This window comes from Saccharopolyspora oryzae, assembly GCF_027853915.1.
In the GTDB taxonomy this organism is placed as follows: domain Bacteria; phylum Actinomycetota; class Actinomycetes; order Mycobacteriales; family Pseudonocardiaceae; genus Saccharopolyspora; species Saccharopolyspora oryzae.
Window position 1 is genome coordinate 1 of sequence record NZ_JAQGLA010000001.1, and the last position, 23,515, is coordinate 23,515.

General features: G+C 66.5%; 26 protein-coding genes. 7 read left to right on the top strand and 19 right to left on the bottom strand.

Features of this window, described 5'->3' with window-relative positions:
* Positions 1–341 precede the first annotated feature (341 nt).
* Entirely contained in the window at positions 342–1,583 is a 1,242-nt protein-coding gene (locus OU415_RS00005; RefSeq protein WP_270946359.1) for an MFS transporter, read from the bottom strand.
* Positions 1,583–2,566, bottom strand: coding sequence for an NAD(P)/FAD-dependent oxidoreductase (locus OU415_RS00010; RefSeq protein WP_270946360.1), 984 nt, complete (start codon positions 2,564–2,566; stop codon positions 1,583–1,585). The genes OU415_RS00005 and OU415_RS00010 overlap by 1 nt, the downstream gene beginning before the upstream one ends.
* 91 nt (positions 2,567–2,657) lie before the next feature.
* Between OU415_RS00010 and OU415_RS00015 the strand changes: the two genes are divergently transcribed.
* The gene (locus OU415_RS00015) at positions 2,658–3,236 is read left to right on the top strand and encodes a helix-turn-helix domain-containing protein (RefSeq protein ID WP_270946361.1); all 579 of its coding nucleotides are present in this window, start codon (positions 2,658–2,660) and stop codon (positions 3,234–3,236) included.
* A gap of 151 nt (positions 3,237–3,387) precedes the next feature.
* Complete coding sequence (locus OU415_RS00020; RefSeq protein ID WP_270946362.1) at positions 3,388–4,212, top strand: SAM-dependent methyltransferase; 825 nt, start codon at positions 3,388–3,390, stop codon at positions 4,210–4,212.
* Between the two features lie 190 nt (positions 4,213–4,402).
* Here OU415_RS00020 and OU415_RS00025 read toward each other — a convergent pair whose 3' ends face one another.
* On the bottom strand, positions 4,403–4,732 hold the full coding sequence (locus OU415_RS00025) for a GYD domain-containing protein (RefSeq protein WP_270946363.1): 330 nt from the start codon (positions 4,730–4,732) through the stop codon (positions 4,403–4,405).
* A 423-nt stretch (positions 4,733–5,155) separates the two neighbouring features.
* On the opposite strand from OU415_RS00025, the gene OU415_RS00030 reads away from it, so the two are divergent.
* Complete coding sequence (locus OU415_RS00030) at positions 5,156–6,010, top strand: alpha/beta hydrolase (protein WP_270946364.1); 855 nt, start codon at positions 5,156–5,158, stop codon at positions 6,008–6,010.
* Positions 6,011–6,013: 3 nt separating this feature from the next.
* Positions 6,014–7,594 (top strand): flavin-containing monooxygenase, encoded by a 1,581-nt coding sequence (locus OU415_RS00035; RefSeq protein WP_270946365.1) that lies wholly within the window; start codon positions 6,014–6,016, stop codon positions 7,592–7,594.
* Between the two features lie 47 nt (positions 7,595–7,641).
* Here OU415_RS00035 and OU415_RS00040 read toward each other — a convergent pair whose 3' ends face one another.
* On the bottom strand, positions 7,642–8,691 hold the full coding sequence (locus OU415_RS00040) for an AraC family transcriptional regulator (protein WP_270946366.1): 1,050 nt from the start codon (positions 8,689–8,691) through the stop codon (positions 7,642–7,644).
* Positions 8,692–9,084: 393 nt separating this feature from the next.
* Here OU415_RS00040 and OU415_RS00045 point away from each other — a divergent pair, with 393 nt between their 5' ends.
* Positions 9,085–9,336 carry a hypothetical protein gene (locus tag OU415_RS00045; RefSeq protein ID WP_270946367.1) on the top strand — a complete coding sequence of 84 codons (252 nt, stop codon included), beginning with the start codon at positions 9,085–9,087 and terminating at the stop codon, positions 9,334–9,336.
* A gap of 823 nt (positions 9,337–10,159) precedes the next feature.
* Here the strand turns inward: OU415_RS00045 and OU415_RS00050 are convergent.
* The 15 genes from OU415_RS00050 to OU415_RS00120 all read right to left on the bottom strand — a co-directional run bounded on the left by OU415_RS00050 (position 10,160) and on the right by OU415_RS00120 (position 18,901).
* A complete protein-coding gene (locus tag OU415_RS00050; RefSeq protein ID WP_270946368.1) occupies positions 10,160–10,303 on the bottom strand; it encodes a hypothetical protein in 144 nt (47 codons plus the stop codon).
* 145 nt (positions 10,304–10,448) lie between these two features.
* Positions 10,449–10,871 (bottom strand): gas vesicle protein GvpJ, encoded by a 423-nt coding sequence (gene gvpJ, locus OU415_RS00055; protein WP_270946369.1) that lies wholly within the window; start codon positions 10,869–10,871, stop codon positions 10,449–10,451.
* Between the two features lie 289 nt (positions 10,872–11,160).
* Entirely contained in the window at positions 11,161–11,484 is a 324-nt protein-coding gene (locus OU415_RS00060; RefSeq protein ID WP_270946370.1) for a gas vesicle protein K, read from the bottom strand.
* Positions 11,477–11,713 carry a gas vesicle protein gene (locus OU415_RS00065; protein ID WP_270946371.1) on the bottom strand — a complete coding sequence of 79 codons (237 nt, stop codon included), beginning with the start codon at positions 11,711–11,713 and terminating at the stop codon, positions 11,477–11,479. The genes OU415_RS00060 and OU415_RS00065 overlap by 8 nt, the downstream gene beginning before the upstream one ends.
* Positions 11,710–12,492 carry a GvpL/GvpF family gas vesicle protein gene (locus OU415_RS00070; RefSeq protein ID WP_270946372.1) on the bottom strand — a complete coding sequence of 261 codons (783 nt, stop codon included), beginning with the start codon at positions 12,490–12,492 and terminating at the stop codon, positions 11,710–11,712. Before OU415_RS00070 ends, OU415_RS00065 begins: the two co-directional genes overlap by 4 nt.
* The gene (locus tag OU415_RS00075; RefSeq protein WP_270946373.1) at positions 12,485–12,952 is read right to left on the bottom strand and encodes a gas vesicle protein; all 468 of its coding nucleotides are present in this window, start codon (positions 12,950–12,952) and stop codon (positions 12,485–12,487) included. The genes OU415_RS00070 and OU415_RS00075 overlap by 8 nt, the downstream gene beginning before the upstream one ends.
* Positions 12,949–13,401 carry a gas vesicle protein GvpO gene (locus tag OU415_RS38230; RefSeq protein WP_333776741.1) on the bottom strand — a complete coding sequence of 151 codons (453 nt, stop codon included), beginning with the start codon at positions 13,399–13,401 and terminating at the stop codon, positions 12,949–12,951. Before OU415_RS38230 ends, OU415_RS00075 begins: the two co-directional genes overlap by 4 nt.
* 4 nt (positions 13,402–13,405) lie before the next feature.
* On the bottom strand, positions 13,406–13,657 hold the full coding sequence (locus tag OU415_RS00085; RefSeq protein WP_270946375.1) for a gas vesicle protein GvpG: 252 nt from the start codon (positions 13,655–13,657) through the stop codon (positions 13,406–13,408).
* A gap of 2 nt (positions 13,658–13,659) precedes the next feature.
* Entirely contained in the window at positions 13,660–14,454 is a 795-nt protein-coding gene (locus OU415_RS00090) for a GvpL/GvpF family gas vesicle protein (RefSeq protein ID WP_270946376.1), read from the bottom strand.
* Positions 14,451–14,867: a gas vesicle protein GvpJ gene (gvpJ, locus tag OU415_RS00095; RefSeq protein ID WP_270946377.1), complete on the bottom strand. Its 417-nt coding sequence runs from the start codon at positions 14,865–14,867 to the stop codon at positions 14,451–14,453. Before gvpJ (OU415_RS00095) ends, OU415_RS00090 begins: the two co-directional genes overlap by 4 nt.
* A 4-nt stretch (positions 14,868–14,871) precedes the next feature.
* Positions 14,872–16,053 carry an SRPBCC family protein gene (locus OU415_RS00100; RefSeq protein ID WP_270946378.1) on the bottom strand — a complete coding sequence of 394 codons (1,182 nt, stop codon included), beginning with the start codon at positions 16,051–16,053 and terminating at the stop codon, positions 14,872–14,874.
* A gap of 18 nt (positions 16,054–16,071) precedes the next feature.
* Positions 16,072–16,797, bottom strand: a complete 726-nt coding sequence (locus OU415_RS00105; RefSeq protein WP_270946379.1) for a hypothetical protein — start codon at positions 16,795–16,797, stop codon at positions 16,072–16,074.
* Positions 16,798–17,067: 270 nt separating this feature from the next.
* The gene (locus tag OU415_RS00110) at positions 17,068–17,586 is read right to left on the bottom strand and encodes a hypothetical protein (protein ID WP_270946380.1); all 519 of its coding nucleotides are present in this window, start codon (positions 17,584–17,586) and stop codon (positions 17,068–17,070) included.
* Positions 17,587–17,849: 263 nt separating this feature from the next.
* Complete coding sequence (locus OU415_RS00115) at positions 17,850–18,275, bottom strand: hypothetical protein (protein WP_270946381.1); 426 nt, start codon at positions 18,273–18,275, stop codon at positions 17,850–17,852.
* A 212-nt stretch (positions 18,276–18,487) separates the two neighbouring features.
* Positions 18,488–18,901 (bottom strand): hypothetical protein, encoded by a 414-nt coding sequence (locus OU415_RS00120; protein ID WP_270946382.1) that lies wholly within the window; start codon positions 18,899–18,901, stop codon positions 18,488–18,490.
* A 288-nt stretch (positions 18,902–19,189) separates the two neighbouring features.
* Between OU415_RS00120 and OU415_RS00125 the strand changes: the two genes are divergently transcribed.
* Both OU415_RS00125 and OU415_RS00130 read left to right on the top strand, forming a co-directional pair.
* Positions 19,190–19,531, top strand: a complete 342-nt coding sequence (locus tag OU415_RS00125; protein ID WP_270946383.1) for an SAM-dependent methyltransferase — start codon at positions 19,190–19,192, stop codon at positions 19,529–19,531.
* Between the two features lie 494 nt (positions 19,532–20,025).
* Complete coding sequence (locus OU415_RS00130; RefSeq protein ID WP_270946384.1) at positions 20,026–23,400, top strand: NAD-glutamate dehydrogenase domain-containing protein; 3,375 nt, start codon at positions 20,026–20,028, stop codon at positions 23,398–23,400.
* Positions 23,401–23,515 lie beyond the last annotated feature (115 nt).

A 23,515-nucleotide genomic window follows, 5' to 3' on the forward strand; every position in this document is an offset into this window, starting at 1 on the left:
GGGGCGGCCCCCCCCCCCCCCCCCCCCCCCCCCCCCGCGCCCACATCACGTCGAGGTGATCGGAATCGCGTGTCATGCCAGCAAACGCGAACTCGCCCGCCAGCCCCGCCGAAACCCCACAACACCGGGCTGTTCTCCGGGCACTGTCCCGAGCCCGCGGATACATCGTTCGTTGCAGATCGCGATCCGCTCAACTGGCGAGCAGATCGGACTGAGCACTGTGTACCGAGCTGGTACGCCTTCGTCACATCGGGCCTGGCGCACACCGATGGCACGACAGCAGGCCCCGTTGCGCTCGACGAGTCGTCGGCTCGCCAGACTTCGAGCAGTGCATTGCGGTGTCACTGCGCGTTCCGTGGAGTAGTTGTCTGGACTGCGATGGTCCTGCTGGGAGCGTCGTCCAGGCTGGCGCGGTCGACGAGGATGAGAGGGACTGCAATCGCGGCGAGGACGGCTCCGATCAGGCAGACCCAGGTGAGGGCAGCGCCGTGGGTCAGCGCGACTGCCGCGAGGACGGGAGTGCAGCTGATGCCGAGCTGGAATGCCGACACGGTCGTCGCCCCGGCGAGGGTCGGTGCGTCTCCGGCGATGGCGAAGACACGGCCGTAGATCGCGGGGTTCAGCACGAAAGCAGCGACGCCGAGCAGGAACACCGTGGGGATCACCGCCCAGGCGTTGCCGATCGTGATCATCAGGGTCACCGAGAGGATCACGATAGCTGCCGCCCCGCTGAGGAGGGCGAGGTGCGGGCGCCGGTCGGAGATGCGTCCGCCGATGGACAAGCCGACGAATGCGCCGATGCCGAACAGGGCAAGGATCGCAGGGATCCAGACCGCCGGGATTCCCGTGATGTCGGCGAGCATCGCCGAGAGGTAGTTGAACGTGATCATGTACGCCGCTGTGGTCAGGATCGTGATCCCGTAGATGCCCCACAGCCGCGGTGTGCGGACCGTGGTGAGCTCCCGCGAAACACTCGGTCGTGCGGTCCGGGAACCCGTGCTGGCTGCGGGGATTCCGACAGCGCACCCGATGAGCCCGACGAGGGTCAGGGCGACCACGGCCCAAAAACCGCCTCGCCACTGGGTGAAATGGCTGAGCAGGGTGCCGGCAGGTCCTCCGGCCACCATGGCCACGCTCAGACCGCTGACGACGACCCCCGAGGCGCGGGCATTGCGGTCCGGTGTGACCAAGCTGATCGCAGTCACGGAAGCAACGGCGAAGAAACCAGCGTAGGCGACGCCGGAAATCACCCTGCTCAGCAGCAGGACCTCGTAGTTCCCCAGCAGCCCGGCGGCGATGCTGGCCGCGAACGCGCTTTGAGTGGCGATCAGCGCCGTGCGCCGGGGCCACCTCAGGCTGAGCACGGCGAACGGCGGACCGCCGACCACAACACCGAGCGCGAACGCGGTGATGAGGAACCCGGCTGAGGACAGCGGGACCTCGAGATCGGTAGCCACGGCTGGCAGCACGCCCGCCAGCAGGAACTCCGCGCTGCCCATCGCGAACAGGCTGAAGGCGAGCAGGTACACGCCGACGGGCAGCCTCGCGGAGCTCCGGGACGTCTCGACGGGGTTGCGGGTCATCAGCTCGCACCCCCGTTGTCCGAGACTGCGGCGGCAAGCTCGCGGTCGAGCAACCAACTGGTCATGGCGATGCCCGCCGTGCAGCCCGCACCCGCCGCCGCGACGACCTGAGCGCGCGGGTTCACCACGTTCCCCGCGGCCCACACTCCCTCAACGGCCGTGGCACCAGCGGCATCGACCGGGACCAGCCCGCTCACCGGGTCCTTCGCCGCGCCCAACGTGGTCATGATGGCGTCGTGCGGCACCGGACGGGTCCCGACGAAAATCGCATCGCACGTCACCGTTCCGCCGTCGTCCACTTCGATCACCACCGGCGCTCCGTCGCCGTCGACCGCTGCGACTCGTGTGACACCTGCGTCAACGAGACGCACGCCGTAGGCGGTGAGGCGCCGTCGTTCGGCGGCGCCGACCTCGACTCCGTTGACGCAGAACGTCACCGAGGGGCTGTGGCGGCGCATCAGAGCTGCCAGGTGCGCCGAGTGCGGAGCCATCGCGCTGCCGATCACTGCGATGGTGCGCCCCCGCTCCTCGTAGCCGTGGCAGTGCGGGCAGTGATGCACCAGCGACGCCCACCCTGCGGACAGGCCGGGAACGTCGGGGAGATCGTCGGTCAGACCCGTGGCGACGAGAAGCGACCGGCTGCGCAGCAAGCGCCGGTAGTCGAGCCGCAGCTCGAACACACCGTCCTCGGCACGGCGCACATCGGTCACCGTCGCTCGTGCCAGCGTTCCGCCGTAACCGGTGAACTCGTCCTGCCCGGTCGCGAGGAACTCCTTCGGCGCCATGCCGTCCCGCGTCAGGTACCCGTGCATGTGGTCTGCCGGGCCGTTCCGCGGCGCACCACCGTCCACGACCAGCGTCGCGAACTGGGCCCGCGCCAGCACGATCCCGGCCGACAGGCCGGCCGCCCCGCCACCGACGATGACGCTGTCCCACACCGTCTCCGCGAGCGATTCGCCCAGTGGGTACGTTGTCGTGTCCATTCGGATCACCTCCACGGACAGGATCGGGAGGTCCGACCGGAATCGACAAACAACGTTGCCGTTTCCGGGACGCATTGGTTGACTGCGTCGCATGGAAGACCAGCCCACCGTCGACGGAGTGATCGAGCAGATCGCACCCCGCCTGCGGCGCGCCCGCGACAAGAAGGCCGTCAGCCTCGCCGATCTCGCGCGCTCCACCGGCATCTCGACCAGCACGCTGTCCCGACTGGAATCGGGTCAGCGCAAGCCGAGCCTCGAGCTGCTCCTCCCGATCACCGCAGCACTGGGCATCCCCCTCGACGAGATCGTCGCCGCGCCCCGGATCGTCGATCCCCGCGTGCCCCAGCAACCGGCGAAGAAGGACGGGCGCGTGCTGATCCCGCTCTCACGGCACCAGGGAGAACCCCGCGCCTACAAACTGATCATCCCAGCGCACGACGAACAACCCCACCTGCGAACCCACGACGGACACGAATGGCTCTACGTGCTTCGTGGGCGCCTGCGTGTACGTCTGGGAGACCACGACTTCATCATGGGTTCCGGAGAAGCAGCCGAGTTCGACTGCCACATCCCGCACTGGTTCGGCGCCACCGGCCGCGGCAAGGTCGAACTGCTCAGCCTCTTCGGAAAATCAGGCGAACGCATCCACCTGCGCACCAACCGCCGCTAGCTCGACTAGCCAGCGAGGTCGGTCCACCGCACAGCTGTCCCGGCGAATGCTGACAGCACTTGTCGGTCCGAGCCGTGGCTGAATCGCTCCTCGTCGGTGTTGTGCTGAAGGGGGTAGTTGAACGATCATCAAGGCCGTCAAGGTGTCGGGAGTGGGGACGAAGATGGCGCTGGATGATGCGGTGAACGGCAATGCGGACCTGGACGACGTGGACATTTCGCGTCCCAGCGCCGCCCGGGTCTACGATTTCTGGCTCGGTGGAGCGAACAACTTCGCTGTGGACCGCGAGATCGGCCAGAAGATCGTCGACGCCGTACCGGAGGTGCCCGCCGCCGCCCGCGCCAACCGGTCGTTCCTGCGGCGGGCCGTGCAGTGGTGCCTGGCGCACGGCATCGACCAGTTCTTGGACCTGGGCTCGGGCATCCCGACGGTCGGCAACGTGCACGAGGTGGCGCAGCAGGGCAACCCGCACGCGCGGATCGCCTACGTCGACAACGAGCCGGTCGCCGTCGCCCACAGCAAGAACCTGTTGCGCGGCAACCCGTACGCCTCGATCACCCACGCGGATCTGCGCGATGTGGACGCGGTGCTCACCGCGGACGGGGTCGCCGGCCTGCTGGACTTCGACCGGCCGATCGCGTTGCTGACGCTGATGGTGCTGCAGTACTTCCCGGACGACGAGGAGACCACCGAGCTGGTGCGGCGCTACCACGAGAAGCTGCCGTCCGGCAGTGTCCACCTCGTCTCCCACGTGACCGCGGACGACCCGGTCGTCGACGGCGGCACGGCCGCCCGGATGAGCCAGGCCATGGCGACTCCCACCTACGCCCGCGACCATGACGCCTTCGAAGCACTGCTCGGCGGCGCGCCGCTGGTGGAGCCCGGGGTCGTCTTCGCCCAGGAATGGAACCCGGACCAGAACAACAGCGAACCAGAGAACTCCTGCGTCTACGTCGCGATCGCCCGCATCGACTGAGGTCGTTGAATCCGTCCGCTGCGCCTGAACACCAACATCCATCCACGTTGAGCGGCCCGGTTGCTCAACCGGGCCGCTCAACTTCGTGCCCGAACGCATCGACCTTTCCAACGCCGTGGAGCTGGAAGCCGACGGTTTCCCGCTGAACTGGCAGGACTTCCGATGGAATGCGTATCCCTGTTCGACGACGTCACTCGCCCGGCGCGCGGTAGCCGAGCTCCTTCGACACGGCCTCGTCGACCTCGGCGGGAGTCATCAGGACGACGGTATCGGTGCGAGCGGCACCGGAGCCGCTGACGGCCAGTCCGATCGACGCCGCCGAGGCGTTGTCCGGCAAGTCGATGATGACGTAGGTGTCGTACTCGCCGAAGGCGAAGTAGAACGACTCCAACTTGCCGCCGAGCTTCTCCGCCACGCTCCGGATGGCGTCCACCCGAGCCGTGCCGCCCTTCTTGCTCAGACCCTTGACGCCCTCGGCGGTGTAGACCGCTCGCACCAGGTACTTGGTCACTTCGATCACGCCCTCGATCCGTCGTTCGCAGGCAACAAAATTGCTGGTCGTCGAGAAGCGTGATGCCGTCGACGGGATGTCCGCAAACGCTCTCCCCTGAACGGGTCCGAATGCCGTGTATTGGCCATACATCAAGTCGGGCACCCGGAGTCCAGGCGGGCGCTGAGGTTCCGCTACCCGCACCGCCCCGCAGGACGAGGATGAAAACCCTCAGTTGAAATGACGTGACCGGAACGGTCGGCGTTCTGTCCGCTCCGGCGATTCCGCAGGTCTTTTCGCGTTCGTAACCTGCACCTTACCCAGGAGCGCTCTGCGCGACGCGAACGAGGAGATGTTGCCATGCCTCTGGAACCAGCATCCCAGGCTTTCCTGGCACAACTCGCCGAGTCGGGTGGCCCGGCAATACACGAGTCGACACCCGCGATCGCACGGATGAGCGGACCGATCTTGGCCGGTATGAGCGGGCCGGGCCCGGCGGTCGCATCGGTGCAGAACATCAAGCTGGAGGGCGCGGGCGGGCAGTTCCGGACTCGGGTTTTGACGCCCGAGGGCACGCCGAAGGCGATCATCGTGTACTTCCACGGCGGTGGCTGGGTCCTGGGTGACATCGATCTGCAGTACGACCACTTGGGCCGCCAGCTGGCGAACATGACGCAGTCGACCGTCGTCCTCGTCAACTACCGCAAAGCCCCCGAGCACCCCTTCCCGACCGCGATCGAGGACGGCTACGTGGGCCTGACCTGGACCGACGAGCACGCCGCGGAGCTCGCGCCCGAGGGTGCGCCGCTGATCGTCGCCGGTGACAGCGCCGGCGGGAACATCAGCGCGGTGATGACGCTGTGGGCTCGCGACAAGCAGGGGCCGAAGATCGACTACCAGGTCCTCGTCTACCCCGTGACCGACTGCGACCTGAACACGGCGTCCTACCTCGCACCGGAGAACCAGCTGCTGCTCAGCCGGGACACCATGGTCTGGTTCTGGGACCACTACATCCCGGACGAGCAAGCACGCGAGAACCCCGGTGCTTCCCCACTGCGCGCCGCAAGCCACGCGGGCCTACCTCCAGCCCTGGTCTACGTCGCGGAGTGCGATCCCCTGCACGACGAAGGCGTCGCCTACGCGAAGGCACTGGAGGCCGCCGGTGTACCCGTCGCCCTCGAAGAGGCCAAAGGGCAGATGCACGCGTACTTCCAGATGGCGAAGATCCTGCCCGGGTACGACGAGGGCGTGCGGCTCGTCGCCGAGCACATCAACGAGTTCATCGCTTCGTTCGGTGAGGAGGGCTGAACCGTGCTCGACCACGACGTGATCATCATCGGTGCGGGGTTCGCGGGGCTGTACCAGCTGTACCGGCTGCGCCAGGCCGGTTTCGACGCGCGAGTCATCGAGGCCGGCGACGACGTCGGCGGCACCTGGTACTGGAACCGCTACCCGGGTGCGCGGTGCGACATCGAGTCGGTCGAGTACTCCTACTCCTTCGACCCCGAGCTCGAGCAGGAGTGGGACTGGAGCGAGCGCTACGCCGCGCAGCCGGAGATCCTCGCCTATGCCCAGCACGTCGCGCAGCGGTACGACCTGCGCAAGGACATCACCTTCAGCACGCGGGTCGAGAAATTGGACTGGGACGAGGACGCGACCCGGTGGACGGTGACGACCGACGACGGGCAGAGCCGGACCGCGGCGCACGTGATCGCGGCGACCGGCTGCCTGTCGAAACCGTCCCGCCCGCGGTTCGAGGGCATCGATGACTTCGCAGGCCTGGTGTACTGGACCTCCAACTGGCCGCACGAGGGAGTCGACCTGGCGGGCAAGAAGGTCGCTGTGATCGGCACGGGCTCGTCCGGCTTGCAGACGATCACCGCGATCGCTCCGATCGTCGGGGAACTGACGGTCTTCCAGCGCACGCCGAGCTTCGCCGTCCCCGCGCACAACGGACCGAACGAGCGACTCGCCCGGGTTAGGCCGCACTACCAGGCCTATCGCGAGGCCAGCCGGATGACGCGGCTCGGGTTCCAGTGCGACGACGGCACCGGATTCCTCGCGGAGACCGATCCCGCGGAAGCTGCGGCAGAGCTCAGCCGACGCTGGGACATCGGTGGCCTGTGCTACAACTCCGGCTTCCGGGACATCCTCACCGATGCGAACGCCAACGAGGTCGCCGCCGAGTACGTGCGCAGCCGGATCCGCGAGAAGGTCGAGGATCCCGAGTTGGCCGAGAAGCTGTCACCGCGCACATACCCGATCGCGAGCAAGCGGATGTGCGTCGACACCGGCTATTTCGAGGTGTACAACCAGGACAACGTGTCACTGGTCGACATCAACGAAGAGCCGATCCACCGGATCACCTCGACGGGAATCGTCGCAGGCGGCATCGAGCGCGAATGCGACGTGATCATCATGGCCACCGGTTTCGACGCGATGACGGGCGCGCTCGGAGCGATGGAGATCCGCAACGGCGACCGGACCCTGCGCCAGAAGTGGGCCCACGGTCCGCGGACCTACCTGGGGCTGATGTCGGAGGGCTTCCCGAACCTGTTCACGATCACCGGGCCGCAGAGCCCATCGGTGCTGTCCAACATGATGACCTCCATCGAATACCACGTCGACTGGATCACCGGCGCGCTGAAGCACCTGCGCGAGCAAGGGCTCAACCGCATGGAAGCGGCACTCGACGCCGAGGACAACTGGGTCAACACCACCAACGACGCCGCGGACCTGACGTTGATGCCGCAGGCCGCGTCGTGGTACATGGGTGCCAACATCCCGGGCAAGCAGCGCGTTTTCATGCCGTTCACCGGCGGAGTCGGAACCTACAAGCAGATCTGCGACGGGATAGCCGTGGCGCACTACCACGGCTTCGAGTTGAGCTGATGCGCCGACAGCGGCATTCCAGGGACGCACCGCCGGAAACGGGTGGACTACTGGGCTGTCTCGCCCGTCCACCGCCGGAACGCGCGCACGAAGCTCGAGCCCTCCGCGTAGCCGAACCGCTGGGCGAGCTCGGCCGCGGAGAGCGTCTCCCGGCGCATCGTGTCCTGGACGATGGTCAGCCGGACGTCGTCGATCAGCCGCCGGTACGTGGTGCCTTCTGCCGATAGCTTGCGGCGCAGCGTTCGGGATGACATGTGCAGCCGCCTGGCCAAGTGCTCCACCCCCGGGCCCACCCCACCGTTCTCGATCAAGTACTCGCGCACCGCCTTCGCGACCCCGCCGGCACTGCGTTGGGCCAGCAGCCGGTCGCACAGCCTTCGGCAGACCTGCGCGGTGTGCGGATTGCCGTGCGGCATCGGGCGGTCCAGGTAGTCGCCGTCCAGGTACAACGCCGTCGTCGGTGCGCCGTACCTGACCGGAACCCCGTAGTCGGGAAAGGGCAGCCCACCGGAGGGCTCGGGGAAGCCGAAGTCCACCTGCCGCAACGGGATCGGATCGCTGCCCTCGAACATGTGCTGGTGCATCACGACAATCGCCGCGCAGTCGCGCTCGACCAAGAACCGGCGCACATCGGCGGGGATGCGGTGCCCGCGCATCCGCAGCACGAACCGGCCGAGTTCGTCCACCTCGCCGGTGATCCGGGAGAAGGCGAACGTCAGAGCGGCATAGCGCAGGCCCACCTCGACCATGTCGCGCACGGTCGGGCTGCTGATCAGGGCATATCCGTAGATGCCGAAGGTCGTCAAGTGGTAGTGGCTCCCGACCTCGAGACCGAGCCCGGGTGGGCTGCCGACCTCGCGGAGGATGTTGCGCACCACCGCCAGCTCCTGGGAGGCCTCGACCAGCAGATCGGGATCGTGCAAGGTGTCCGGATCGATGCCCGAGCCTGCCAGGCACGCCACCGCCGACATCCCACGAGTCGCCGCGAAGTCGAGAAGCAGCACCAATCCGGCGGTGGTTCGCGGGAAGTCCCAGTCGTCGAAGCCGCTGGCGATCACGTGCGGCCGTGCAGGCTCCGCATCCGCAACCGGGGACATGCCCGACCTCCCGTTCCGCCCTGGACAGCATCACTGGCGAACCGGGGGCGGTCGCCGGTGACCTGGCAGTTCCGAGCTCTCGACGGCGAGTCCGCTCGACCACCGAAAACCCGCGCGACGTGGTGGCACCACGAACTCGCCGAGGTGCCCCGCGGTCACGTCGCAACATCCGCGGTTCCTATCGCAGCACGACTCGGCCAGCGGATCAACTTCCCCCACGGAGTCCGGAACCATCGCTGCACGGCAGTCGCCGAGCTCGCTGAGGTGCGCCTGCTTCGCCTCAACACCTGCTGATCCGCTTCGCCCTATCTCGCTGTCTCCCACGCTTTCGCTGCGCTGCGACTCAACGCCCAGTCGGGTATTAATGATCGCGTCGGCGGGTAGGACGTGGTCATGGCTAAGGACAAGAAGACAAGCAAGATCGTCACCGATCCGGATCAAGCCCTTGCCCGCGCGCGGGCGGCCGCCGAACAGGTCAAGCCGAAGAACGAGGCGCTGTACTGGGCGATGATGGCTCAAGCTTTGTTCTTGAGCGAGCTGCGCGACATGATTCGCGAGACACGCACTCCCCGAAGTGGGAGCGTGGAGCTACCCGACCAAGCGCCGCCACGGAGAACAGCCAGGGTTGACGTCGTTGAGAAGTAGCACGCCGTGGATATCGTCGGTGCTTCCACGCAAACGCCCAGGTCCCGCCTCGTGCGCACCACCTGAGGCACGACGCGCAGAAGCACACAGCCAATGCATCCACTAGCTGGAGCCGCGATGCCGGGCCAGTCTTCTCGAGCCCCGACCCCGCTTACCAGTACCGGCTTTAGCTGCCCGAGCTGTCGGGATGGCACCCTCAGGTGGGAACGTCTCCTCGGCCGGCCGAGCGCTCGCCTCAGTCGAGGCTTCGGCTTCTTCAGGGGTCTGTTCCCGGCCGAGTGAAGGTTCCACTGGTTCCTTCGGCGAGCGCAACAGACGATAAGCGACGTACGCCATGGCAGCCGCTGCTGCGCTCCCCGCCGCCACCATGCCCGTACGCCTCGAAAGCACCATCCTCCGCTCGTGGACCTTTGACCGCCAGGCAAACCTGTGCTTGCCACGACGCCTCGGCGCACGAGCTTCGAACACGTCCTGGACAACCTTGCCAACGCGGCGCAATGCGATCTTTGCCATGTCCCAGAGGTGCAGCAAAGATCCGAGGAGCGCGGCCAGAAACGCCTTGATCTTTATCATGTCCCGAGCTTCCAATCACCGTTTTCATCACACGCGCGAGCAGTTGCAGTCCATTCTTCAGGCGCAGGGGTCTGGACGCCATTCACGAGGCTGTCGATCATCACGTCCCTGAGCGAAAAAGGTCGCCCATGTGAACTCGCTACGAGCCCGGTGCCACCTCCAAACATCGCTCAATCTAGTGAGGCGATCAAGCGTCAAAGCTCGCGCGAAAAATCCGAAGCACGTGTCCAGAGCCTCCAGCCGCGGTGACTCAACCGCGCTGCGTTGCCGCGCGAAACGCCGCCACCACGGCACTCACGATCAGCACCAACAAGACGATCACAACCAACACGACCAGCAGCATCGCCAGCAAGATCGTCCCCACCACCAAGACAAATCTGGCCTGCCAGCTCATACCGGCCGGTGAACCGTCCATCGCTTCCCAGGCCGGACTCTTCCCGAGGGTGGCTGCAGGAACCTGTGAGCTCGACCGGAAGACACGAACACGTTGCGATCGGGCTGTCCTGATCGGACCTGTTCGCCTCGTTCTGCGCGTGTGACTACCACTCACGCTCCTGAATACGTGATTCCCGGCGCCAGCCGGGCTGATTCTTCCCCTTAGCATCCTGGCCAGTACCGCGGAACTCGCCGAACTTCTCCTTGGCGGCGTCGATCATCCCCTTGGTCTTACCCTTGGCCCCGCCCTCAGCCATGCTCTGCATCAGCTCTGGAAGGTCCTTGCCGCCCGTCTGATCCAGGTCCAGCCTGTTGGTCGCCTCGGCGAACCGCAGGTAGGTGTCCACGCTGGCCACGACGACGCGCGCATCGACTGTGAGGATCTCGATCCCCACGAGCGAGACACGCGCGAAAACGTCAATGACCAGGCCCTTGTCGAGGATGAGCTCAACTACATCTGCAAGATTGCCTCCAGTTCGCCGCTGTACCGGGGACCCACCGCCGCCTTGCATGCTTGCGACGGTCATGCGATCACCTTCTCCGACTGGGTATCACAGGTTCACGGCGACGCCGTCCGTGTTCTTCCTCATCCTCCTCGTCCTCGACGAAGCCCTAGGCACTTCCGGGTACTCCTCGACCTAATCGCCGTCCTCGTCTCCTTCGCGCTCCTCGGTTTCGAATTCCTCATCCACTTCTCCGCAGTCCCCGTCTCGCGCGGCAGAGGGGGTATTTCCTCCCGTGGCTTCGTGCAGCCGGCGGAGGACGTCTTTAATGATCTTCCGGTTTGTCGGGTGTGCGAGGGGGTTTCCCCTGTGGTCAGTCATCGCGAGGTAGCAGAGGGCCGAGCGGCCCAAGGTCCAGGTTGAGGTCCTCAACGGCGAAGCCGAAGCGGTCGCGGAGTTCAGCCATCGCCTCTTCCAGCTTCATCAGAGCCAAGCCCAGCTCTTCCACCTGGTCCTCGTCGAGGCCGCCTTCATCCACACGGCGCAGGGCCTGCCGTTCCATCAACTGGCGCAGCAGTTCGATGATGGTCAGGACGAGCCGGACCAGGTCGCGTTGAACCGACTCCGCGTCGGTTTCTATGCGGTGCGGTAGTCCCCGCTGCCTCTCTGGTCGGTGGTAACGCGAAGATTCACCCATCGTCGACCTGCTCCCACGAGTCGACGTCCACCGTGGCCTCATGGATCGAGGTGATGATGGCCCGCAAAGACACCCGCACCAAGTCGACACCTGCCAGCGAGATGGTTACGTCGCCGGCCAGCACGACGCCGCCCGCCAACAACCGATCGAGCAGATCGACGAGTGCGATCTCCCGGGAGTCGCGAACCGTGAGCGGGCTGATGTCGCGGCCCGCGGCAATCGCGCTCACCGCTGATCCGCACCTTCCACCATCACGAACGAGTACGGGGCCCACGGCCCAGTCAGCTCGATCCGCATGGCGCTCTCCGCGGCGATGCTCTCCACCGCCGCGATGAACTCCTCGGTGCGCGCATCCTCCACCAGGTAAGCGCCGTTGAGCACCATCAGCCCCTGATAGCCCGCCAGATCGCGATTCTGCGGCGGATGTACTCGGTTCGCATGAGACACATCGCTGAGCGCAGCGTGGATCTCCTCGGCTTGCCGCCACGCATCGCGCTCCGCCTCGGCCTGTCCCTTCCGCCGTTCCCGGAGCTTGCCGAGGTATGCCTGCCCTGGCCGATCTTGGGCCCCACCGGGCTCCGAGGTCGTGGACTCCCGCTGCTCCTTCCTGCTGACGTCAGCGAAGGCCTTGACCCCCCACTCGACATGACCGGAGACGAGCTCCAGGATGTCGGCGAACACCGGTCCTCGTTCCACGAGTGCGGCCCGAACGCGGTCATCGTTGTAGTAGACCGTGGCAAGGGCCAGCGGGGCGACAGGCGCGGCGGTGACGGCGGCCTCGACGACCCGGCTGTGCGCCCGGACCGTGGTTGCCAGCCACCCCATGTCTTCCAGGTTCTTGCGCAGCCCTTGTTCGCCGAACTCCGCGGCATCGACAGTGCTGACAAGTGCGGCAAGGCCACCGGACGTGACCAGACGGACCTCTGACCCGGCGATTCCTGCCACACGCTCGGAAATGCCCACGCCCGCTCGCAAGATCGCGTAGACGTAAGAGAGCGTTTCAGCCATGGTCCTGCTCCTCAGTGCTGCGTTCGCGCACCTCCCGATGAGGTTCGGGGAGCGGCTCGTCCGCACCTTCCTCCAGCGCGGCCCCGGTCGTGCTGCGCCCAGATTCGAGCTCGCGCACCTGCGATCGCAGCAACCGGTTCTCTTCGACCAGGTCCCGGTGGCCGGACGACAGCGTGGGGTCGTGCTCCCACCAGTCGATCCCCATTTCGCGGGCGCGCTCGACCGAGGCTACGACCAGCCGGAGCTTGATAGTGAGCAGTTCGATGTCCAGCAAGTTCACCTGGATGTCACCGGCGATGACGATGCCCTTGTCCAACACCCGTTCCAGGATGTCGGCGAGGTTCGCGGACTGCGGCTGCGCGGGCGTCGTACCGCGCTCTCCGTACCACGTCGGTGCGCGGGCACCGCCTCCTCGCACCGCTGGAGCGGTGGTCCGGTCGTTTCCGTCATAGCCGTTCATCGTTCGTTGCCTCGCCCTCTGGCATAGCGGTCGACCCGGCGGTAGGAAACGAGATCACCGTCCTCGTCCAGTTCCGCCTCGTACACGGCCAAGATGTCGGCCGTGTCCGGAACCCGGCGGCTCTCGACCACCTCGACGTCCACGACCCAGCCCGTTTCGGACCGCTCGAGGGACGTGACGCCTTCCGGCTGTCGACCGGTCAGCTCGTACACCTGGCGCACGGCCATCCGGGCCACTTCGGCCGCTTTGAGTGAATGCTGTGCTCGCACTCGGCCTTTGTCATCGTCGCTGTCGTGTTCCTGGCGCGGCGGCCGCTTCGGCTCCCGGCCCCGCTCCGGGCTGCTCTTCGTCGTAGGTGTCTTGGATCCCGTCTGCCGCGGGAGATTGCGCCGGCGGGGCTCCGCAGGCGGCTCGCGATCTCCTGGTCCCTCGCGCCGCGCCGTGGCCACCGGGTCACATCTCCTTTCCTCGACGTCGCAGATTTGCCTCGAACAGCCTGCTCAGCAATTCGTCGTGCAACCGGTCGCGTTCGGAGTCGGATAGCTCACCGGCTGCGTAGGCATCGTCGACGTCCGCGATTTGGCGCTGGATGAGCGCGGGGTCGTAGTACTGCTGCTCCGCCTGCTGCTTGACCTGTTCGGCGGCCCACACGACACCACGTACTGGTGCCAGGGGCAAGGTGAGAAGTCCGGTGATGAGTCCCATGTTCAGTTCTCCGGCACGAAGTCGTAGGGAGCGAGCGGACCGATCAACCGCAGGTCGATCCGTCCCGCCCACCGCTCCCCCAGTTCGTCCATGGCCTGCTCGAACTGCGGGATCTGCTCGCGATCGACTAGGAACGTGACGTGCACGGCATCGTCTTCGGCTGCGACCGCATGTGGAAGTGAAGCAACGGAGAACGGTTCGAGCGAGGCCACTAGCGTCTCCGCATCGGAGTCGCGCTTCTCGTCGACGGCGTTGCTGACCAGTTCACCCAGTCGCACGCGCTCTGCGTAGCCTGCGTCTTCCGGCAGACCGCTGAGATCTTCGCGGAGCTGCCGGACCTCGGGCACTTCATGCACGATCTCGCGCAAGTGCGCGCTCTCCGCGTATCTGCCCCGAACGGTGAACTGAACGAGTCCTTCGAGTTCGGTGAGCATGGCCTCGAAGCGGTCGTGATGGGGTTCCAGCAGCTCCTCGACGACCGCGTCCGCAGTTGTCACGACCGAACCAAAACGCATCGGTATCACGGTCGTTTTGGCGGCGAGGGTGTCCAGGACGCGCTCGTGCGCAAGCAGATCTTCACGGGTGCCGAGCGGTCGAACCAGCCGCACCTCGCTGATCAGCGCAGAGAGCTCGCCTCGCGAGGCCAGCACGACCTCGGCTTCGTCGTCCCCGACGGAGGGAAGCACGTCTGGCAGTTCTTCTCGGCGACCGATGATGCCGTAGACGTACACAGCTTTCTCGACATCACCCCCTGGTTTGGTCTGGACATCCTCGGCGCGCTTCGCATGCGTGGTCATCGTTCACGCTCCCGACTCCGCGTGCGCTTGACTGGCTGCTTCTCCCGCTTCTCCGCCTGATGGTCACTCCGGAATTCGTCGAACTTGTCCTTGGCAGCATCGATCACTCCCCTGGTCTTGCCTTCGACGCTGCTCTGCGTAACGCCCTCCACCAGCTCCGGGAGGTCCTTGCCACCCTTCTGCTCCAGGTCCAGCCTGTTGGTCGCCTCGGCGAACCGCAAGTAGGTGTCCACACTGGCCACTACAACCCGCGCATCAACAGTGGCGATCTCGATTCCCACCAGGGAAACCCGAACGAAGACGTCGATGACGAGCCCCTTGTCCAGGATGAGTTCGACAACTTCCGCCAAGTCGCCCGACGATCCGCGCTGCACCGGCGATCCGCCGCCCCCTTGCATGCTCGCGACGGTCATGTGATCACCTTCTCCGGCTGGACGTCATCGCTTCGCGGCGGCGTCGGCCGCGCTGCTCCTCTCCTTCGCGGCCTTCGCCCTCGTCGTACTCCTCATCGCCTCCACCCTCATACTCCTCGGCTTCCGATTCTTCGCCGTGGTCCGCCTCCCCCTCCTCTTCTTCGCCGCCGTACTCGCCCTCCTCTTCCTCTCCGTATTCCTCGCCTTCCTCTTCCTCTCCGTATTCCTCGCCTTCCTCGCCCTCCTCAGCGCCCTCTTCGGCTTCGCCGTACTCGCCCTCGTACTCCTGGGGCTCTTCCTCGCCGCCCCCAGGGGCGTACTCCGCTTCTTCCTCTTCGCGCAAAGCGTCTTCGTGGGTCTTCACGACCTCACGATCTCGGATCTCGCCGCGCCAACCTTCGACCGTGTCCGGCTCCAAGATCGTCCGCGTCATCAGGTGCCGCTTTATGTACTTGAAGTCGGCGCGAACACGGCGGCCCTGCGCACGCCACATGTATGCGGTCTTCTCGAAGAACCCCTGCGGGTAGTACTCGATGACGAGCAGGATCCTGGTCATGTCCGGCGCGAGCGCGTGGAAGGTGACGGAGCCATCCACGGTCCCCTTCGCCCCTGTTGAAGTCCACACGATCCGTTCGTCGGGAACCTGTTCGACGATGGTGGCTTGCCAGCTCCGCTTCGAGAGGAAGATCTGCGCCTGCCAGTTGACCTTCTCGTCCGATTCCTGATCCACACTGAGGACTTTCTTCGTCATATTTGGAAAATCCTCGAATCTGGTCCACTGGTCGTACACGACGCGAACCGGAAGCCCAACATCATTGTGCTCGATGATGTTCACCACCTTGGACTTCCCCTTCTTCCCCCCTTTTCCGCCACCCATGCCCAGTGCACCTTTAATTTTTTGCCCCAGGCCCGTCAGACCGGCCTTCAGTCCCGACTTGACCGGGGATCCCCCTTCAGCCATCTCCTTGGCGCCCGTAACCGCTGCCATCAGTCCGGCGCCGCCGTTCTCCGCCGATTCGGTCAACCGCTCGGTCATTTCTTCGACCTTTTCGCCGACCAAACCGGCTGCACGCTCCCCGGCCGACGTCAGTAGCTCCTTGGCACCAGCCTTCAACGGCTCAAGCGGCAGTTCTCGCAACAAGCCACCCGATCTGGATTCGCGACTTTCGCTGGACGGTTGCGCCATGATCATCACCCAGCCCGCTCAGGAGGTCTTCTTGGGAGCCGAAGGCTTGGACCTGGAGGTCGCCGGCTTGTGCTGGCCCTGCCCCGCAGAACCGCCGATCCGGCGCTCCGCCCGGCCGCTCGAATCACTGGAGGACTTGGTCGCAGACGTCGTCTTGCCCCGCGCACTGGATTGCGACGTCCTCGAGGTTTCCTTCCCCTCGGCGGCATACCTCGGCCGCCGCCCGCTCAAGCGTGCGGAGTGCGCGGGCGTGCGGCGGCGTTCCGTTCTGCCTTCCACGGACTTCTCCGCAGTCCGTTCTTCTTCGTGTCCCTCGGACTCGGTCTCTTCCTCGGCCGGAGTCCCTTCCGAGCTCGCCCTCCGCCGGGTTGCCTTCTTGCTGAGGTTGGCCACTTCTTTCCCGGCGCCCGAAAGTTGCTCTTCGGCGTCTTCGACGTTGACCGCACGCAGACCGGCGGCGCGTCTCGTCAGATTGTCACCGAGCGATTCGATCTTGCTCGTCGCAGCAGCCAACACCGCTGATTTGGCCGCGTCCAACAGTCGCTCTCGCGCCTCTCCCGTGAGCTTCTGCACCTCTGGAGAGGCTCCCAGCAGTTTGCCGCCCTTGGCCAGCAGTTCCTTGGGATCCGAGAAACGTCGTCCCGCCAACATCCCCGCAGCTGCGATCGCGAGCTTCATCTTGCGACTGCGCCCGAGGGCATAACCGACGGCTACCGCCAGCGCGATTTGAGGTCCTGATTTCATGATCAGCTCCCTGCCCGAACAGCCGGGCGGGCCTGTTGCCCGCAGTCACGATCGATTCACGCAACCGAATACCAGGGTTCGGCGCTGTCATTTCGACCAAGCGCCGAAGCCCGATCAGCCGACTTCCACGACCACCGTAGTCGGCTACCCGCCCACTGGACACCGGACACCTGCGTCGCGGGGCGATTTCGTGATTTTGAAATACATCAAACTTTGCCATCACGGCTGTCACCCACGATGGAATATCATTGCCTGGACTTGAAAACGAGATCACTGGACCACGCCGGCCCGCTGAAGTTCCTCGTCCACGATCCCGCTCACCCAGCCTCGCAGGGACCACGGAGGTTCCGAGGTGTCGTGCTCTCGTCGATACCGGCGCCGCGCCTGCTCACCACACAGCTTCGCGGATTCTTCATCCGCTGATCCTGAACATATGGTCAAACCGATCAGGGCGGTCAGCACGCTTCGGCCGGCTGCGAGCGTCGCCAAAGTCCCCCGCGCCGGCGGCACGGGTCTGAAACTGCCCAGCAGCAGCGCGTCACTGATGTCGGTCATCACGCGACCTACTACAGCCAGTCGCAGCGGATCCGGGCTGGGCGCGAACACCAGGGCCAGCCCCGATACGACGTCTCGGGCACCGATGCCCCGGCAAAGCGCCGCCGTACCTGGGGAAGTCGTTCCGGCTGTGCCGGTGAGCCCGCATGGAACGGCCAGCGTTTCTGGACGAACAACGACGGTCGCACCAATCGCGGCCGTACCGATGCCGAGCAAACGAGGGAACCACGACATGGTGCCGCCCCCTTCTTCGAGATGCGAATGCCCTAACCGGACAGAGCGTCTTCGATCAGTGGAGCACCCCACTGGCATGCTCCACCGGACGCACGAACACCGTGCTCGCCGACCAGTATGCGCTTGGCGCGTGCAAGACGAAGATGGACGATGTGCGGTAGCCGTCGATGCTTGCACGGTGGTCTTGATGACCGAAGTCCTCTTGGCGAAACCCCGCCTGACAGGTAACTTCCAGCGCCCGAGCTAATTGGCCGCGGCCTGAGTCAGCGCTGGGCCCCCTTCTTCGCTGACTTCTTCTTCGCTCTTGCCTTGGGCTCGCGCGCTGCCGGGATGGCACCTTCTGGTGGAACGATTGCTTCGTCCGCACTCTCGCCTAGCGGCGCAGCTCCTTCCACCGGAGCCCCTGCCGGTTGCTCGGCTTCGCTGGTTTCGAGCGCGACCGAGCGGGTCATGCGATAGGCAGCGTAGGCAGCTCCAGCCCCGGCCGTAATGCACGCCGCAGTTATACCTGCGCGCTGCAGGAGCAGCTTTCTGCGATTCGAGGCTGCCCGTCGGCGGGCAGGTCTCATGCTGCTCAGCTTCTTGCGCGCCAGCAGGCGCGCGAGGCGCAAGGCGGCTTTCCCCATGTGCCATCGGCCCAGCAGGTAGCCGATGAAAGCCGCCAGGTACATCTTGATTCGAACCAACATCACGACCCCCCGATGCCAAGATCGCGGTATGCACGCCAAGATCCGAACTTGACCTGCGCTGCCCTCTTCCGTTTCCCAGTGTTCACCTCCATTCCTCAGGGCTTCCCGACGCAGTCAGTCGATGAAGGTTCAAGGGCTCATGGCGGGGTTGGCGATAGCCTGCGCTCGGAAAGCGACCGCGACGCGCGGGGCTGCAACTCTCGATCACCCCATCACCACCGCGAAGTAACGAATTCCTCACTGTGCCGCAGTCGCATCGTTTTGATCACGGCGATGACCAGGAATACCAAGAGCAGCACGAGCAACACAGGCCCCAGCAGCAAGGCAAGGGCGAGGCCGAGGACCAGGAGAACCTTGACCTTGACGCTCAGTCCGGCGACCGCGGCCTTCACCGCCGGCCACAACGGGTGCTTTCCCCTCATGGCAGCGGAAACCCCTGCCAGTCCAGATTGCACGCTCGGCGAACCGCTCGCCGAGTCGGCGAGTTTGTCCAGCCAGGCGGGAACCTTTCGGTAAAGCCTGACCAGCAGGTCGCGGACGATTCGCCCGGCAGCCTCCCGTAGCCACCCGGCCGATCGGGCCAGGAATTTCCGGGTCCTGGCGCTGGCCCTGCCCAGCGTAGCCATGCATCGAGGCTACCCACGGGAGGCCGCCACCAACCGATCCAGCGCGCTGGTCGGACCCTTTCCGACGTTGCCACGGAATGCTTCTGCTCGGGTCGGTGGCCGGGCCCTGGTCAGCGGCGCCCTGGCGCTGCTGATTGTCCTGTTCGCGTCCTGCCAACGCTGGCGACGAGCTACCCCACAGCCATCGCCGCAGTCGTCCTCTATGGAACGATCGGATTCTCCGACACCACACCGCAAACACACCGGCTGATCAGCGCCGAGCCAGCCAACGCCGCGTTCCGACGCAAGATGAGTGCGGCGGACCTGACCTACCTGACCGTCGGTCGCAAACGGCTACCGACCACCGAGCTGGTGCGGCGCTACCACGAGAAGCTGCCGTCCGGCAGTGTCCACCTCGTCTCCCACGTGACCGCGGACGACCCGATCGTCGACGGCGGCACGGCCGCCCGGATGAGCCAGGCCATGGCGACTCCCACCTACGCCCGCGACCATGACGCCTTCGAAGCGCTGCTCGGCGGCGCGCCGCTGGTGGAGCCCGGGGTCGTCTTCGCCCAGGAATGGAACCCGGACCAGCACAACAGCGAACCAGAGAACTCCTGCGTCTACGTCGCGATCGCCCGCATCGACTGAGGTCGTGAGTGCGCAACCGCCGTAGAACCTGATCGCGCTACCCGCACGCTTCGCCGCTGTCCAGGCCACCAAGAACCGCTCGCGCACCAGGACAGCCGAAGATCACGAGTCACGTCGCCCACCGCAGCGGTGCTCAGCAGGTGGGTGCTGGACTTCCCCCTGCTGACACACCTGGGCACGCATCGCCTCCAACGCCCGGTGCCGAATCCGTAGCACCTCCTGCCGGGACTGCGACCCGAGCAACAGCATGTCGCTCTGACCGAACGACGAGATCGATTAGACAGCGGCGAGCGGGTCGGAAAGGCTTCCAAGGACCCTGTGCCAGGTGCTCTGCGCGAGTTGTGTCGACGAGCCGCCCGCGCGGTAGCCGGCCAGGCAAGCCGCCGTGGCCCATCCGCGCCGCGAGCGGTCGAGCAGCCCTTGGCGCGGGTGGGGCGTGCGGCGACACTGGGGATGTCGCTGCAGAGGGGGCCGTGATGCAGCCAGGTGCACCGGTGACCGGACAGGCCTACGACCAGCGGAACCAGCAGTGGGATCAGGAGCTGACCGCGGCTTTGCTGGCCGAGTTCGGGCCCGATCAGGGGCGTGCGGTGGCCGCGGTGTACGGCAGCGCGTTCTCCTCCGGCTACCGGGAGGACTCGCCGGTGACGCAGGCGGTGGCCGACATCGCCTGCCTGGAAGGGGACGAGGCCGGGCCGCCGCTGGGCCGGGTGTACCGGTCGCCGCAGGCGGTGGCCGGGTCGGTGCGGTTCCGGATCTGCTGGGCGGGTGAGGCTCCGCTGCTGCAGGAGGTGCTGCCGATCTTCGCCGGGCTGGGGCTGCGAGTGGCCGACCACCGCAGCTACGAGATCCAGCCGCGTGGGCGGCGTGCGGCCCGCGTCGACGATTTCGGGTTGCGGCACGACATCGACGAGCTCAGCGGGCACGCGGCGGCGTTGGTGGAGGACGCCTTCGCGGCGATGTGGCACGGCCGCGCCGAGACCGACGGGTTCAACCGGCTGGTGCTGACCGCGGGCCTGGACTGGCGGCAGGCCGCGCTGGTGCGCGCCGCCTACCACTACCTGTGGCAGGCGGGGTTCGCGTTCTCCCGCCCCTACGTGGAGGCGACGTTGGCGTCCCGGCCGCGGTTCGTGCGGGCGCTGCTGGAGTTCTTCGCAGCCCGCTTCGACCCCGACCAGCCGCGAGGGCCGGTGCCCGCGGAGTTGGAGGAAACGCTGCAGGAGGTCACCGGGCTGGACGAGGACAAGACGTTGCGGGCGGTGCTGGCGTTCTTCTCGGCGGTGGTCCGCACCAACTACTTCCAGCGCGACGCGGAGGGGAAACCGAAGGAGTACCTGGCGTTCAAGATCGACCCGTCGGGCATGCCGTTCGTGCCGCGGCCGCGGCCGTTGTTCGAGGCGTTCGTCTACTCCCCCGCGGTGGAGGCGCTGCACCTGCGGTCGCGGCGGGTGGCGCGCGGCGGTATCCGCTGGTCGGACCGGCCGGAGGACTTCCGCACCGAGGTGCTGGGGTTGATGAAGGCCCAGACGGTGAAGAACGCGCTGATCGTGCCGGGCGGCGCCAAGGGCGCGTTCGTGGTGCGGCGCTCGCTTGCCGGGCTGGAGCGCGCGGAAGCCGATGCGCAGGTCCGGGCCTGCTATGCGACGTTCATCCGGGGGATGCTCGACGTCACCGACAACCTCTTCGACGGTGCGGTGGTGCCGCCGCCTCGGGTGGTCTGCCACGACGAACCGGACCCCTACCTGGTGGTGGCCGCGGACAAGGGCACCGCGCGGTTTTCCGACCTGGCCAACGAAATTGCCGCCGAGTACGGGTTCTGGTTGGGCGATGCTTTCGCCTCCGGGGGTTCGTCGGGGTACGACCACAAGGCGATGGGCATCACCGCGCGCGGGGCGTGGGTGTCGTTGCGCCAGCACTGCGAGCAGCTGGGCTGGGACCCCGATGTCGACGAGTTCACGGTGGTGGGCATCGGGGACATGTCCGGGGACGTCTTCGGCAACGGCATGCTGCTGTCGCAGCGGATCCGGTTGATCGGCGCGTTCGACCACCGGCACATCTTCTTGGATCCCGACCCGGATCCGCTGCTCTCCCACGCCGAGCGGGCGCGGTTGGCGGCGCTGCCCGCCTCCAGTTGGCTCGACTACGCCCCGGAGCGGATCTCCGCTGGCGGTGGGGTGTTCTCGCGGCGGGCGAAGTCGGTGCCGATCTCCCCGCAGGTCCAGCAGCGGTTGGGGGTGCAGGCCGCGGAGCTGACGCCGCCGGAGCTGGTGCAGGCGTTGCTGCGGGCTCCGGTGGACGTGCTGTGGAACGGTGGGATGGGCACGTTCGTCAAGGCCAGCACCCAAAATCACGCCGATGCCGCCGATCCGGCCAACGACGCGGTGCGGGTGGATGCCGACGGGTTGCGGGCGCGGGTGGTCGTCGAGGGCGGCAACCTGGGGTTGACCCAGCCCGCGCGCATCGAGTACGCGCTGGCCGGCGGGCGGATCAACACCGACTTCGTCGACAACTCCGCCGGGGTGGACACCTCCGACCGGGAGGTGAACCTGAAGATCCTGCTGGATGCGGCGGTCCGCGACCGCGTGATCGATGGCGGCGAGCGCAACCGGTTGCTGGCCGAGGTCGCCGATGAAGTGGCGGCGGCGGTGCTCACCGACAGCCGGTTGCAGTCACGGGTGTTGGGCGTGGTGGAAGCCGAGGCACCGGTGCTCCTGGACCAGCACGCCGGAGCCATCCGCAAATTCGAGCAGATCAGCAAGCTGGACCGGGCGCTGGAGTGCTTGCCCGACGAGCCGGAGCTGGCGCGGCGCAGGCGGGCCGGGCTGGGGTTGGCGCGCCCGGAGATCGCGATGTTGTTGGCGCACGCCAAGAACAACCTGGCGCAGGAGCTGGTGAATTCGCCGGTGCCCGATGATCCGCACCTGGCCGCGCAGCTGCTGGAGTACTTGCCGGTGGCGTTGCGGGAGCGCTTCGGAGCGGCGATGGCGCGGCATCCGCTGCGGCGGGAGATCCTGGCCACCGCGTTGAGCAACGACCTGGCCGACCACGTCGGCACCGGCTTCGTCTACCGGCTCGAGGAGACCACCGGGGTGGACACCCCGGATACGGTGCTGGCGTATTTGGCGGTGCGCGAGATCTTCGGGTTCAACGCCTTGTGGTCGGACGTCGACGGACTGGGGTCGCGGTGTCCGCCGGGAGTGCGCGCCGAGATGTTCCACGAGCTGCAGCGGTTCTGCCAGCTGGGCGCGTTGTGGTTCTTGCGCCACCGGCGGCCACCGGTGGACGTGGCCGCGGAGGTGGCGCATTTCCGCGGGCAGGTCCGGCAGTTGGTGCCGGTGTTGCCGGCGGCGTTGGCCGGTTCGCAGGCCGAGGCGGTGGCCGCGCGCACCGCCGAGCTCGAGGGGCTGGGGGTGCCGGGGTTGTTGGCGGGGCGGATCGCGGTGCTGGGCCCGTTGGCGGGGTCGCTGGACGTGGTGGAGATCGCCGGTGATCGCCGTGATGTGGGGTTCGTGGCCGCGGTGTATTCGGCGCTGGACGTGGGGTTGGGGATGGACTGGTTGCAGGAGCAGATCGTCGAGCTGCCCTCGGAGTCGCATTGGGAGTTGCTGGCCAAGATCTCGCTGCGGGACGGGTTGTTCGCGCAGCGGCGGCGGTTGACCGCCTCGGCGTTGGCCGGGTTCGTGCCCGGGGTAGGTGTCGATGAGCTCGTGGCGGAGTGGTTGCAGGGCAATGCGGGGCCGGTGCGGCGCTGTCGGGAGACGTTGGGGCAGTTGCGCGAGGCCGGCCGGGTGGATGTGGCGATGTTGTCGGTGGCGTTGCAGGACCTGCGCAATCTCGTGCAGATCAGCGCTGATCCGCGCGTCCGTTGATCAGGTCCGCTGGCCGGCGAGCTCGACGAGAGCGGTGACGGTTTTCCAGTTGGTTTCCGCGCTCGAAGCGCAAGTGCGATCGGCACCCGTTCCCAGGGTCGCCGGACCCGGTTGC